Genomic DNA, 13,040 nt, shown 5'->3' on the forward strand with positions numbered 1-13,040 from the left:
TAGAAACCGTCTGTCATCCTGAACGCAGCGGAGCGGAGCGAAGGACCTTATCACGTGAGAACGGATGTCGTAGAAAGACTCGTTTCCACGTGATAAGGTCCTTCGCTCCGCTCCGCTGCGTTCAGGATGACATAGAGTATTTATGAGTTCACCCACTACCCCTTCCATCATATCCCGCTTGGCGCCTACCCCCAGCGGCTACCTGCACCTGGGCAACGCCGTCAACTTCGTGCTGACGTGGCTGCTCACGCGCCGCGCTGGCGGCACGCTGCACCTGCGCATCGACGACCTGGACCGCCAACGCCTGCGCCCCGCCTACCTCGACAACATCTTCCAGACCATCGAGTGGCTCGGCCTCGACTACGACCACGGCCCCAGCGGCCCCGCTGATTTCGAAGCAAATTTTTCGCAGTTGCACCACTTAGCGGAGTACCAGCAGTTGCTGGATGAGCTGCGCCAAGTGCCTAATCTACTTTACGCCTGCCGCTGCTCCCGCACCGACATCCAGCGCGCCGGCGGCCGCCATCCCGACGCGGCCTGCCAGGCGCAACGCCTACCCTTAGACACGCCCGAAACCGCCTGGCGCGCCCACGTGCCCAACGGCCTCGCCATCAAGTTTCAGGACCAATGGCAGCAGCAAACAGCGGTGCCATTGGCTGCCGACATGGGCGACTTTGTGGTACGCAAGAAAGACGGCGTGGCCGCGTATCAGATTGCTTCTGTGGTAGACGATGTGCGCCTGGGTACTACCCTCGTCGTGCGCGGGCTGGACCTACTGCCTAGCACGGCCGCGCAATTGTGGCTGGCCGGGCACGCTGAAAGCACTGCTGCGTTTCTCTGCGTACAGTTCGCGCATCACGCCCTACTACCCGGCGCCGACGGCGAGAAGCTGTCGAAATCAACACAAGCGTCTGCCCAGCGTGGTATTATGGCCGAAGCGGGCAGCCCGCGGGTAGTGTATGCAGTGGTGGCACGGCTGCTGGGACTGCCAGAAGCGGCAGGCGAGTCGTTGGCAGCGTTGCAGGCGGCAGTTTCAGTAAACAGCTAAACCCCGCCTGTCATCCTGAGCGGAGCGAAGGACCTGCTCACGTGTGAACGATAATCGTTCGGTAGTAATGCTTATGTGAGCAGGTCCTTCGCTCCGCTCAGGATGACAGGCGGGGTTTTGGAAGGGAGGCAATTTAGTATGCTACCTTATTTCCTTCTTGAACTGCTCGGCCCAATAATCGGCCAGGCGGGTAGGCTCGGGAAGCTTGTAGCCGCGTAGGCAGGCCAGCGTGAGCTGCATGGCGGTGGCTTGGTCGCAGCGGTGGCCGGGGCTCACAAACAGCGGCTTGATCTTGTCCTTGGAACGTAATACCTGCCCGATTAGCTCGCCAGTTTTGTCGGTGAGGGGCGTGATGCTACCCTTCTCCAACGCGGGCTCCTCGTAGTTGCCCGTTAGCTTCTGCTTGGCTACGCCGAAGGTAGGCACGTCGAGCAGCACGCCTAGTTGGGTGGCAATGCCCATACGGCGCGGGTGCGCGATGCCATGGCCGTCCACCATAATCACGTCGGGCTTGTGCTGAAGCTTTTCGTAGACGCGCAGCAGATTGGGCGCTTCGCGGAAGGCTAGAAAGCCTGGCACATAGGGGAGCGTCACGGCGTCGTGGTGGTAGATTTTCTCCACCAGTTGCAACTCCGGAAACGTGAGCACCACGAACACCGACAAGATGGTATCGGGTGTAGGGAAGGACGAATCGCAGCCGGCAATGAGGCGCGGCGCGGTGGGTAGGGGCATCAGCTGCACGCGCTGGCGCAGGTCATTTTGCTGCTGGGTCAGGTCGCGCACAACGAGCGGGTCGGCAGGGGGGTGGTAGGGACGGTACATAAGGCAGCGGAAGGGTAGAGTTAGATGTACTGCGAATTGGGAGTAGGGTTACCCTGGGGCCAACCCCTGCCCGCGCCCTGCGTTAGAATAAGCCTTTCTCCTTTACTGCTATGGCTAAATCTGAACAACCCGCTGATACAGGCTCCGGCCCTTTTCTAGAGCGGCGCTACCGCCTCGACATCGTCCGCCCACGCCGCACGGCTGCTGAGCTGATGCAGCAAATTCAATGCGATGTAGCGCACTTCTCGCCCGATTTGCTGGCCGATTTCGAGAAAACGGCTGGTGCGCAGCACGGCCTAGCCGCAGGCGACGAGTTCAAAATCAAGATTCTGGGGCCGTGGAATGGTGAGGTACGCGTGACGGACATCAGTCCGACCGCCTTCGAATTTATTACGCTCGATGGGCACCCCGAGGCCGGCCGCATCCGCTTCAGCTTGCTGCCACACCCCGACCGCGCCGACGCTATTCGCTTCGAAATCCACTCCTGGGCTCGCAGCCGCGACGGCTTGGTAGCCTTCATGTACGATAAGCTGGGTGCCGGCAAACGGGTGCAGGAGCAAACCTGGCGCATCTTCTGCGAGCGGGTGGCTGAGGCTAGCGGCGGCGCTACTCTGTCTGAGGTACAGATAGATACATTTGAGAATGGTGCCGTTGTCTCTGCTCATGGCTAACACAACCACTCCGCCTTTATGGGAGCAACAGCAGGCGCGGCTTGCCGCTTACCAAGACGCGAAGTACAACTTCGACCCCGAGCGCAGCAATGAATATACTGCCGAAAGCGGCTGGCGCATTGATGATTATCAGACCGAACTGCTGGCCGAGCAGCCGGGTCCGCCCGAAGAGCACGGTAGCTGGCAAGCTGCCCAGGTAGTGCTGCGTCGCTACTCGTTTCCGCCCCCCGACCTCATCACCGGCATCTTTCCGCCCGATTCGGAGCTTGACCATCGCATTATGGTGCTGCGGGCGCAGTTTCTGTTCTTCACGTTTTGGTTTGGTGTGCGCATCGGCGGCGTCACGAACGAGCAGCGCACCACCAACGACGGCCAGCAAGAGCAGGTGTGGGGCTACAACTACCGTACGCTGGAAGGACATTTCGAACGCGGCGAGATTGAGTTTACCGTCCACAAAAACCTGACGACGGGCCAGGTTGTCTTCCATGTTCATGCCTACTCGCAACTGGGCAGCATCCGCAATCCATTTTACTGGATTGGCTTTCGGTTGTTTGGGCGCATGTTGCAGCGGCGGTTTGCCCAGGAGTCGTTGAAGCGGATGCGGAAGCAAGTAGATGATTTAGTGAATGGAAACGAGCCGTGGCCTACTGCCAGCCAAATAGCTGCTTCGCAACAAGATGAAAAGAACCGGAGTGACAGGAAAGATTGATTTTGGAAAATATAACAGCCCAAAATTAAACCTTGGGGTGTGGGTCCGGGTTGAGTAGGACAGATTATCCGTTCTTATTTCCCTCTCATGAACCAAACCAAAGCATACGCCGCCGAAACGGTTAACGCCCCGCTTGCGCCTTTCTCCTTCGAGCGCCGCGAGGTAGGCGCCCACGATGTACTTATTGAAATCCTGTTCTGTGGCGTGTGCCACTCCGACGTACACCAGGCCCGCGACGAATGGGGCGGCTCCATCTTCCCGATGGTACCTGGCCACGAAATTGTGGGTCGTGTACTGGAAGTAGGTAGCCACGTAAAACAATTCAAGCAAGGTGACTTGGCCGGCGTAGGCTGTATGGTCGATTCGTGCCAGCACTGCTCTAGCTGCGACGAAGGCGTAGAGCAATACTGTGAAGAAGGCTTCACGGGCACCTACAACGGCCGCGAGCGGGAAACCGGCGCGCCCACCTACGGCGGCTACGCTAGCCACATTGTGGTGCGCGAGGAGTTTGTGCTGCATGTATCTGAAAAGCTGGACCTGGCCCGCGTAGCGCCGCTCTTGTGCGCTGGCATCACTACCTACTCGCCTTTGCGTCAGTGGAAAGTGAAAGCCGGCGACCGGGTAGGCGTAGTAGGGCTGGGCGGCCTGGGCCACATGGCCGTGAAACTAGCCGCCGCTATGGGTGCCGAAGTAACCGTATTCAGCACCTCGCCTGAAAAGGAAAAAGATGCCCGTGAGCTGGGTGCTCATAAGTTCATCGTGTCGAAAGATGCGGAAGCCATGAAAGGCGCCGGCAACTACTTCGACCTGATCATCAACACGGTATCGGCCAAAATTGACCTGACGCCCTACCTGGCTGCCCTGCGCCTCGATGGCACGATGGTACTGCTGGGCGTGCCACCCGAAGCACCCGAAATTCACGCGTTCAACCTGATTGCCAAGCGTCGTCGCATTGCCGGCTCGCTGATCGGTGGCATTCAGGAAACCCAGGAAATGTTGGACTTCTGCGCCGAGCACAACATCATGTCCGACATCGAAATGATTCCGATGAAAGACATCAACGAAGCCTACGAGCGCATGATCAAAGGCGACGTACACTACCGCTTCGTGATTGACTTGCAGACGCTGTAAGGGCGCATAGCGCGCTACACCGCCAACAACAGAAACGCCAGCTTCGTGAGAGGCTGGCGTTTTTCATAGGGTAGCGGCTAACGCTATGCCAGCTCCGCGTTCATTTTGGGGATGGGAGCCAGGGAGTACATGTATTCCTCTGCCGCCTGCAACAGGCTGTCGGCTGTATGCCCGTCGCGGTGCGCGAGCAGCAGTTGGCAGGCTCGCTGCAAGTGCATTAGCTGCACCAACGAGAATGGCTGGGAAGCACGTGCCTCTACTGCTTGAGAGAGCAGAACGGCGGCTAGGGCAAAACGCTCCTCATGGAGAGCAGCGCGGAAATGAATTTCGGGAGCGAGCATGGAGCAGGAAAAATTAAGACGCTCTGCCTTAGACAATAAGCGTACCACGACCCTTATGCGATTCTGTATTTGGATGATAGTTTCGGTGAATAGCGAAAGCCTCACCTCTTTACCGAGGTAGGCCAAGGAATACGGCTGAGAAAGATTGGCTGTTCTGTAGGCCTGCTACCTCAGGATTATAGAAACACTACTGGCTGCTTCAGACTGGGTTATAGCAAGGTGATACGCTTACCATGCTGCCAGTAGGCGTTTTGACGGCCTCGTTGTTCGCTTGCGGAAGGCAGTAGGTAGGCGATAAACCAGCAGGGAGAACACAACCAGCGTCAGCAGCTCCGATAAGTAGGTGCTGAGTTCGACACCGAAGTGCATCCAAACCGCGCGTGCTACGCGGCCGGAGGTATCTGGTTGGAAATGCGCGGGGTCGAGCACAGCCGTTAGATGGCTTGGCAACACGCGCTGGTACTGCCACTGGCCGTTTATTTTCTTGGCAATGAGCAGGCCACGAAATCCTTCCATCTCCAGCATGCGGGTCTTGCGGCGGCCTAGCATGTATTCCTTCCAGTCGGCTTGTAGCTGGCCATCTTTGTCTTCACTCAGATAATAGAAAGTCTGAAACGAACTGCTCAGCCTGTTTTCGATCTGCAAATCGCCAGGAGTTGAAGCACCAGGAGCAAGCTCGGAAAATAACAGCTTTAGGAATGAGGAGAAGAGCACTAGCAACACGGCGGCGCCATATAGCAACACCCGCTCCCAGCGGAACGGCAACCGAATCAGGAAATACAGGAGCGCTAGCGCGGCGAGATCAAGCCCAAACAGAAGAAATAGGCCAAAAGCGGAAGGTTGATAAAGCATAGAGCATCAGTATATTAACTAGATGCTGTAAGCTACTCAATCTCTACTGTTGCGGCTACTCTACCCGGTTGCCCCCATTAATCATATCCGACACGATGCCGCGGTTACGAGTCACCTCGGCCCACACTACGCCTACCACGTGCGCCACCACAAAGGCAATAACCAGATACATCGTGACCTCGTGTATCTCTTTGCAGGTGTGCTCAATGACGTGCAGGAAGGCAACATCATCGGCGTACACCAGCACAAGCCCGGTGCTTACCATCACCACGAGCAATAGGTAGAACACAAGGTAGGACCACTTCACCAGCACTGAGTGGCGAGCATCGCGGGTATCAGCACCCTTGCGCTGATAGTGGGCGCGGGCGTTCCGCAGGCGGGTAGAGAAACGCTGGCTGGCGGGTTGCAGCCACTCCAGCACCACTCGAAACACCAGTAGCCCAGTCAGAATCAAACCTAACGTAATGTGCCAATCCCAGATGCGGTTGCTCACTACCTTACGCAGCGCCCGTGCTTGTTGCTGCGTTACTTCCAGCCCGTCTTTGGCTAGCATCTCCTGAAAAATGGGGCCTACCTCTTTCGTCTTGATAATGACGAACAAGAACAGAATGGTAGTGAGTAAGCCCGAAATAACCGCCGCATTGCTCCAGTGCCAAAGGCGCAACGCCAACGAATACAGTTTGGGCGGAGAGCTGGCAGCCATAGTAATAGGGGTAGGGAAGTGGTCGAGGAATAGCGACTTACGGACGCGTTTCTAGCGCAGGCGTTGCAGCCACGTCTCCTTGCGCTAGCCGGCCGGGGTAGGCAGCAAGACCTTGCTCCAAGCAATCGAGGGCAGCGTCGAGCTTCTCTAGGTTCAGGACGTAGGCCAGGCGTACCTCATCGCGGCCCAGGCCGGGCGTGACGTAGAAGCCCGCCGCGGGCGATACCATGACGGTGTGGCCCTGGTAGCTGAACTCCTCCAGCAGCCAGCGCCCAAACGTGCCGGCGTCGTCTACGGGTAGGCGGGCCATCACGTAGAAGGCGCCGCCGGGTACGGGGCACGTTACGCCGGGCATGGCTTGCAGGCGGCGCACCATCAGGTCGCGGCGGGCGCGGTATTCTGCTTTGGTGTGCTCGAAGTAGGAGTCGGGTAGCTCGGCGGCGGCCTCGCCCATCAGTTGGGCCAGGGCGGGCGCACTCACGCGCATCTGGGCAAATTTGAGCGCGGCGGCCTGCACGTCGGTGTTTTTAGTCACTAATGCACCCAGCCGCGCCCCGCAGGCGCTGTAACGCTTGGAGATAGTATCCACCATCACCACGTGCTGTTCGGCGCCGGGCAATTGCAAGGCGCTGGTGGCAAAGCCCTCGTAGCAATACTCGCGGTAGGCTTCGTCGGACAAGAAAAACAGGTTGTGGCGCTGGCACAGGTCCAGCATCTGCAACAGCTCGGCTTCGGAATACACGTAGCCAGTGGGGTTGCTGGGGTTGCACACCAGTATGGCCTTAGTACGGGGCGTAATCACCCGCTCAAACGCCTCGATGGGGGGTAGGGCAAAGCCTTCATCCAAGGTAGACACCACGGGCACAATGCGCACATCCGTAGCAATGGCAAAGGAGATATACGCACCATAAAAGGGTTCCGGAATCACAACTTCATCCCCCGGATTCAGGCAGCTCATGAAGGCAAAGAAGATGGCCTCGCTGCCACCTGCCGTTACCAGAATATCGTCGGGCTGCACCGGAATGTGGTTGCGCTGGTAGTAGGCCGCCAGCTTCTGGCGGTAGCTGCCGCTGCCGGCGCTGGGGCTGTATTCCAGCACCCGAATGGTGGTTTCGCGCACGGCGGCCAGCATTTCGGGGGGCGTTTCGATATCGGGTTGCCCAATGTTGAGGTGATACACTTCCGTGCCACGCTGCCGGGCTGCATCGGCATACGGCGTCAGCTTCCGGTAAGGCGACATCGGCATCTGCTGCCCCCGCTGCGAAATTTCCAACATACAAACTTAAAATTTTCGGCTTGCCTACAAACTCCATGCAAGGTAATAGGTTGCGGGCGGAGTAGGACAGAGAAAGTACGGGTAAGTAGCCCAGCAAAGAAAGCGACACTCTCTTGCGGTTCTATAAGTTACTATTGGGCACTGGGAGTAAGATCCGTTGTCTCTATGCGTTAAGCACTGGCCCCGTTAAGGCCTTTTTATCTTGAAATCAGAATCCGTATGCGTACCCTTTTCTTCTGCCTATTTCTGCTAGTAGGACTGCAACCGTTGGTTTGGGCGCAGACGACAATCGGCGTCGAGCCAATCGACAAGCTGGTGGCGGCTATGCAAACACAGTCTGTGGCAGTGGTGCAGCCCTACTTACTGGCTGAAACGCAGGTGAGTGGGCTACCTACCGCCTATACCGCGCAGGTGCTGGCGCAGATGCTGCCCCGATTTAAGAAGGCTGAAAACCCGCGTCTCATCCGGCAAACCACCGAAGGGGTCAACACTCGCTACGTAGTTGCGCTCACTCAAAATGGGGTCGAGAAGGAATACGATGTGCTGGTGACGCCAGCCAACAAGCTGCTGGAAATAAATCTGCTGAAAGCGGAAGCGAAGAGAATCGACACCCGATTTGGCGCGCAGGACCTGACAACGCCAGCGGAGGTAGTGATGCCCATGCGCGTGCAGAACGGGCTGCTTATTGTGACGGCCGAGGTAGACGGCCAACGTGGTGACTTTTTCCTGGACTCGGGTGCCCCAGCTTTGCTGCTGAACAAGACGCGCTTTGGCTCATCCGCCAGCGGGAGCACGGTAGCGGCCCACCAACTGCGCGGTGTGAACGGAGCCGGGTCCAGCTTCGATTACTACCACGCAACCGATTTTAACTGGCAGGGCATCTCCTTTCAAAACCGTGATGTGCCCACGCTCGACTTAACCGATCTGGCTCACCGAGCCGGCGTGTCGGAGTTGCTAGGGCTTATTGGCTACAATCTGTTGGAGCAATACGCCCTAACGCTGGACTACGCGGCGCAAACAGTCACGCTGCGCAAGCCTACCCCCACTGCGTCGGCCGAGGGCCTACCCTTCATTATGCGCGGGCACCTGCCCGTGGTAGAGGCGCTCGTGGCCGGCCACACCCTGCGCCTGGCCCTCGACTGCGGTGCCCAGCAGAATCTACTAGATGCACGCTTCGCCGCGACTTTTGCCTCGCAGCTGCGCAAAAGTGAAACTGTGCAGCTAGCCGGCGCCGACCAAAAGGCGCGTTCTGTTACGAGTGGCGAGCTGCGCAAGCTGCAACTGGTGCACGGTCCAACGTTCCGCAATCAGCCAACGGTTTTTGCTTCCATCAGCCACCTCAACCAAAAGCCAGATCAGGTGGTGTTGGATGGATTGTTGGGCTACCCCATGCTCCGCCAGCAGCGCACTACCATCGACTATGTGAACAAGGTAGTGCGCTTTGAGGGGCAGTAGAAGTCATCAAGGCGCACTACTGTTGAACGTGTAGAGACGCATATTTGCGTCTCGTCGTCCGCGCCGTTTGGCCGAAATCATTCAACGACGAGACGCAAGTATGCGTCTCTACACCCTTTCGGTAACCTCTTCAACTGATAAAGCAAAAGCGCGCCGACCAATCGATCAGCGCGCTTTTGCTTTGGTGAAATGACTTGTTACGGATTGTCAGGCAGCAGAATAGCGTCGTCAAAATTACCGTATAGGGCCTGGTCGGAGGCGCCTTCTGTTACGGCTTCTACCAGCAGCTTGCCGCCCACAAAGGCCCCGCGCCACGATTCGCCCAGGCCGCCAAACACCTCTTCCCGGTCGCCGCGGGAGCGGAGCTGGTTGATACCCACCTTGAACGCGCGGATTTCCTTGGCCGTGCGCTGGGCCAGCCGCTCATCGTCGGAGGCTATGGCGGCTACCAGAGCACCGTTGGAGATGTTCATTTCGCCTACCAGCTCTTCCTGGCGGTCTACCAACACAATGGTATCAATGGGGCCGAAGGGCTCTTTGAAATACAGCTCGCTTTGGCGGGGCAGGTTCACGAGGGCACGCGGGGCACGGTAGGCCGAGCGGTCCTGGCCAGGGAGGAATAGCTCGTCGGGTAGATGGCCTTCGAGTAGGGGAGTGGCACCGGTTTTCATTGCATCCTGGTAGAGACGGTCCAATTCCTGGGCCTGTCCGGCGTTGATAACCGGCCCAAAAGCCAGCTCGGGCAGCGGGTCGTTGGCGTTTTGTACCACCGTGGGGTTACCAATTTTCAGGGACTGCATCACGTTCCAGTAGGTTTCCAGAAAGCGCGGGAACAGGCGGCGCTCCACCACAAAGCGCACATAGGCGGTGCAGCGCTGCTTGCCATAGTCGTAGCCCTTGCGCAGCTGGCCGGCCAGGGTGTCCCAGTCGGAATAGTCCCAAATGCCGTAGGTGTTCACGCCTTCCATTTCCAGCATGTAGCGCTTCTGGTTCTCGTCGAGGGCGTCGGCGATGTTGCGGCCGTTGTAGCGTCCGCCCACAAAGCTCAGGCAATCAATATGATGGTCTTTTACCAACACGTCGCTCAGCTCGCCGCCGGGGCCGCTCACCAGCGTTACGGGCAGGCCGCAGCGGCGGGCAATGGCAAAAGTGAAGCTCAGGGAGATGAAGCCGCCGTCGGTGGGCGTTTTAGCAATAACTGAGTTGCCGCACAGCACCTGCACCAGCACTGCGTGTAGCAGCACCGACATAGGGTAGTTCCAGCTAGCAATGTTACTAACCAGCCCCAGCGGCTTGCGGCGGCCCAGCATCTGCTCAATGTTGTCGTTGTACCACTGCACCCCGTCGATGCACCGGTCGATGTCCGTGAAACCCAGCTTATAGGTTTTGCCGATTTCCCACATCAAAAGCTTGGCAATCAGCTCGAGGTGCGTGCGCAGCTGGTCGAGGCAGTCCTGCACGCGGCGGCGGCGCTCATCGAGGTCAGTAGCCGCCCAGGCCGGAAACTCGCCGCGGGCAAACTCTACTGCACGCAGGGCCGTAGGGCGCTCCAGCATGGGTAGGCTGCCTAACACCGTGCCATCAATGGCCGATACAAAACTGCGCGGTTTGCCCGGCTCCTGCCATTTGCCTTCCAGCAGGTTCAGAAACTGACCTTGTTGGTCGAAAATCTCGGGTGTGTACTCCTTTACCTGCGCTAACAGGGCATTGAATTCAACCTGGGGCGAAATGATGGGGGGCATAGGGAATAGAAAAGAAACAGAGGCGCGGAATTGCGTGAAAGATCAGATCGAAAAAAGCTGGACTATCGTAGAACCACGGGCGCTGCGAGCCAAGTGGTTGATACTCATTGGCAGTTGCAGCGCAAACCGGTGGGACCAAATGAACACAGAAAAAACCAGCTTCCCACAGCTTTTTTTCAAGTAATTCACTGAAAACGTTACCGGCATCGATTGCAAAAAAGAAAGATTTTTTCGTCCAATGGCAAGGTACTAGCTCCAACAATTAAAACCAGCCACAGGTTATAGCACGTGCTTTCTTAGCATGCCATATGGCTACTTATAGTAGCCGAACACTCTATCCCTTAGCTACTACCCAAATGCCTGATATGCTGGAAGTATGGTTGCGTGGCCCCTTGCCCGAAGTGCCGCCGCTGCTCCAACCCGTAGCCCACGCGCTGCTGCAAGCCCGCGAGGAAATACAGGAGTTACTGACTGATTTTCCGGCGTCGTTGCTGTGGCAGCGGCCGGCGGGGGTAGCCTCGGTGGGCTTCCATTTGCAGCACCTCACTGGCGTGCTCGACCGCACCTTCACCTACGCCCGCGCCGAGGCCCTCACCTCAACCCAACTAGCCGCCCTAGCCGCCGAAGGCCACGACGACACCGACCTGCCGCTGACCCCCGATGTGCTGGTAACGGCCTTCGCCCGGCAGGTAGACCGCGCCCTGGACCAACTGCGCACCACCCCTGAAGCTACCCTCCCCGAGTTTCGGGGGGTAGGGCGGGCGGTGCTGCCTTCCACCGTAATTGGGCTGCTGACGCACGCCGCCGAGCACACCATGCGCCATGTGGGGCAATTGTCGGTGACGGCGCGAGTAGTACGGGCTACCCATCCGCAGGGACATTAGGTCCGTGCTAAAGCCGTGAGCATGTTGGCATGAATGCGCTGCCGCTTGAACCGGTAGCGCGACCAGCCGCCTACCACCACGGCCACTCCCAGCGGCACAAAGCCCGCCCCAATCCAGACGTAGATATAGTCCCGGAAGAAATTCATGAGGGACAGCCCCCCGATAATCAACGCCATGCCTGTGCGAAAGTAGGCCAGTAGCGTGCGCTCGTTGGCCAGGCGGGTGCGCTCTAGGGCCAGCCGGTCGCTGAGAGAAAGGGCCAGATGAGGGTAGGAAGGCTCGTCGGATTTTGCCATGCGTTGCAGTTTACTTAGTACAAACGAGGGTAGGGGACTGAGAGTTAACTTCGCCGTAGGGGGTAGGCTGCGGCTGCTACCCTGTGGAACAGGATGCCGCGCCGCGCTGTTGCGTACGGGTAGGTGCATCCAATTCGCGAGGCAGCTACGTATGCTGACTTTCTCTTTTACCTTGCTTGCATGTTTATTCGCTCTTTTCTGCTGGTCCTGCTGAGCGCCGGTAGCCTGACTGCCTTCGGCCAGACCACGCCTACCAAGGCAAAAACGGCCACGCCCGTTACGCGTCCCGCCAACCCCTACTACTCCCGCACCGACACCACGCATCTGCGCGTGAGCGATGCGCAATGGAAGAAAGTGCTGTCGCCGGCTCTCTACGAGGTAGCCCGCAACAAGGCCACCGAGCGGGCCTTCACCGGTCAGTACTGGAACACCACCGGCAAGGGCACCTACTATTGCGCCGCCTGCGGCAATGCTCTGTTTCGCTCCGATGCCAAATTTGCCAGCGAGTGCGGCTGGCCCAGCTTTTTCCAGACGCTACGCCCCAAAAGCGTGCGCTATCAGGAAGACCACACGCACGGCATGGAACGCACCGAAGTGCTTTGCGGCCGCTGCGACGCCCACCTGGGCCACCTCTTCAACGACGGCCCGCCGCCCTCGCACAAGCGCTACTGCATGAACTCTATTTCGATGGAGTTTCAACCTGATAAAAATGGCCTGTCCGGTGCGTTCGGCGGCTTATCGAAGTAAGATTGTTAAAGCCAAAAGCCCGCTGTACAAGCTGTACAGCGGGCTTTTGGCTTTAACAGAAGCAGCGTAGCTTAGTCTGGTTTGATGTTGCCCCTGATTTCACCGTTCGGATACATGGCGGTGTGCAGATTGACATAGGAGTTGCCAGTCAGAATAGTCTGCGCAATATCTTCCTCCCCCTACGCAGGCCTCTTCACAGTTACAGCGTTTGTGATGGGAGAAGCAAGATCAGTGAAAGGAATGACAATGGGGCCAGTGGAGCCGGGTGCGCCCGTATGAATGTGCTCCGACCTTGGTGTGATGCCCGTGTATGTGATGCATGTGCTTGCAATCTCTACATATACGGCACGGGCGGATTCGGGG

Annotated in this window: 15 protein-coding genes; 7 read left to right on the forward strand and 8 right to left on the reverse strand. The window is 58.1% G+C overall.

Annotation, left to right across the window (positions count from 1 at the left end; genetic code table 11):
* The first annotated feature begins 142 nt into the window (after positions 1-142).
* Complete coding sequence (locus F1C16_RS00915; protein ID WP_185282522.1) at positions 143-1,048, forward strand: glutamate--tRNA ligase family protein; 906 nt, start codon at positions 143-145, stop codon at positions 1,046-1,048.
* A gap of 141 nt (positions 1,049-1,189) precedes the next feature.
* Here the strand turns inward: F1C16_RS00915 and nfi are convergent, their stop codons facing one another.
* Positions 1,190-1,870 (reverse strand): deoxyribonuclease V, encoded by a 681-nt coding sequence (gene nfi / locus F1C16_RS00920; protein WP_185282523.1) that lies wholly within the window; start codon positions 1,868-1,870, stop codon positions 1,190-1,192.
* A 110-nt stretch (positions 1,871-1,980) separates the two neighbouring features.
* Between nfi and F1C16_RS00925 the strand changes: the two genes are divergently transcribed.
* The 3 genes from F1C16_RS00925 (at position 1,981) to F1C16_RS00935 (ending at position 4,381) form a co-directional block, all read left to right on the forward strand.
* Positions 1,981-2,541 carry a DUF1990 family protein gene (locus F1C16_RS00925; RefSeq protein WP_185282524.1) on the forward strand — a complete coding sequence of 187 codons (561 nt, stop codon included), beginning with the start codon at positions 1,981-1,983 and terminating at the stop codon, positions 2,539-2,541.
* Complete coding sequence (locus F1C16_RS00930; protein WP_185282525.1) at positions 2,534-3,250, forward strand: DUF1990 domain-containing protein; 717 nt, start codon at positions 2,534-2,536, stop codon at positions 3,248-3,250. Before F1C16_RS00925 ends, F1C16_RS00930 begins: the two co-directional genes overlap by 8 nt.
* Before the next feature lie 87 nt (positions 3,251-3,337).
* The gene (locus tag F1C16_RS00935; protein ID WP_185282526.1) at positions 3,338-4,381 is read left to right on the forward strand and encodes an NAD(P)-dependent alcohol dehydrogenase; all 1,044 of its coding nucleotides are present in this window, start codon (positions 3,338-3,340) and stop codon (positions 4,379-4,381) included.
* A gap of 83 nt (positions 4,382-4,464) precedes the next feature.
* On the opposite strand, the gene F1C16_RS00940 is transcribed toward F1C16_RS00935, so the two are convergent.
* The 4 genes from F1C16_RS00940 to F1C16_RS00955 all read right to left on the reverse strand — a co-directional run bounded on the left by F1C16_RS00940 (position 4,465) and on the right by F1C16_RS00955 (position 7,553).
* Positions 4,465-4,722: a hypothetical protein gene (locus F1C16_RS00940; RefSeq protein WP_185282527.1), complete on the reverse strand. Its 258-nt coding sequence runs from the start codon at positions 4,720-4,722 to the stop codon at positions 4,465-4,467.
* A gap of 228 nt (positions 4,723-4,950) precedes the next feature.
* Positions 4,951-5,574: a hypothetical protein gene (locus tag F1C16_RS00945; protein WP_185282528.1), complete on the reverse strand. Its 624-nt coding sequence runs from the start codon at positions 5,572-5,574 to the stop codon at positions 4,951-4,953.
* Between the two features lie 55 nt (positions 5,575-5,629).
* On the reverse strand, positions 5,630-6,277 hold the full coding sequence (locus tag F1C16_RS00950; RefSeq protein WP_185282529.1) for a cytochrome b/b6 domain-containing protein: 648 nt from the start codon (positions 6,275-6,277) through the stop codon (positions 5,630-5,632).
* A gap of 37 nt (positions 6,278-6,314) precedes the next feature.
* Complete coding sequence (locus F1C16_RS00955; RefSeq protein WP_185282530.1) at positions 6,315-7,553, reverse strand: pyridoxal phosphate-dependent aminotransferase; 1,239 nt, start codon at positions 7,551-7,553, stop codon at positions 6,315-6,317.
* Between the two features lie 219 nt (positions 7,554-7,772).
* Between F1C16_RS00955 and F1C16_RS00960 the strand changes: the two genes are divergently transcribed.
* Positions 7,773-9,008, forward strand: a complete 1,236-nt coding sequence (locus F1C16_RS00960) for an aspartyl protease family protein (RefSeq protein ID WP_185282531.1) — start codon at positions 7,773-7,775, stop codon at positions 9,006-9,008.
* Between the two features lie 197 nt (positions 9,009-9,205).
* On the opposite strand, the gene F1C16_RS00965 is transcribed toward F1C16_RS00960, so the two are convergent.
* Positions 9,206-10,750, reverse strand: coding sequence for an aldehyde dehydrogenase family protein (locus F1C16_RS00965; RefSeq protein WP_185282532.1), 1,545 nt, complete (start codon positions 10,748-10,750; stop codon positions 9,206-9,208).
* Positions 10,751-11,115: 365 nt separating this feature from the next.
* Between F1C16_RS00965 and F1C16_RS00970 the strand changes: the two genes are divergently transcribed.
* Positions 11,116-11,634, forward strand: coding sequence for a DinB family protein (locus F1C16_RS00970; RefSeq protein WP_185284178.1), 519 nt, complete (start codon positions 11,116-11,118; stop codon positions 11,632-11,634).
* Here the strand turns inward: F1C16_RS00970 and F1C16_RS00975 are convergent.
* Positions 11,631-12,059: a DUF202 domain-containing protein gene (locus tag F1C16_RS00975; protein WP_185282533.1), complete on the reverse strand. Its 429-nt coding sequence runs from the start codon at positions 12,057-12,059 to the stop codon at positions 11,631-11,633. The two genes, F1C16_RS00970 and F1C16_RS00975, sit on opposite strands and share 4 nt — an antisense overlap.
* Before the next feature lie 51 nt (positions 12,060-12,110).
* Here F1C16_RS00975 and msrB point away from each other — a divergent pair, with 51 nt between their 5' ends.
* Complete coding sequence (msrB, locus tag F1C16_RS00980) at positions 12,111-12,677, forward strand: peptide-methionine (R)-S-oxide reductase MsrB (protein WP_185282534.1); 567 nt, start codon at positions 12,111-12,113, stop codon at positions 12,675-12,677.
* A 71-nt stretch (positions 12,678-12,748) separates the two neighbouring features.
* Here the strand turns inward: msrB and F1C16_RS23280 are convergent, their stop codons facing one another.
* On the reverse strand, positions 12,749-12,844 hold the full coding sequence (locus tag F1C16_RS23280; RefSeq protein ID WP_185284179.1) for a CHRD domain-containing protein: 96 nt from the start codon (positions 12,842-12,844) through the stop codon (positions 12,749-12,751).
* Positions 12,845-13,040 lie beyond the last annotated feature (196 nt).

Origin of the sequence: Hymenobacter sp. NBH84 (assembly GCF_014217645.1) — a bacterium.
Lineage (GTDB): Bacteria > Bacteroidota > Bacteroidia > Cytophagales > Hymenobacteraceae > Hymenobacter > Hymenobacter profundi.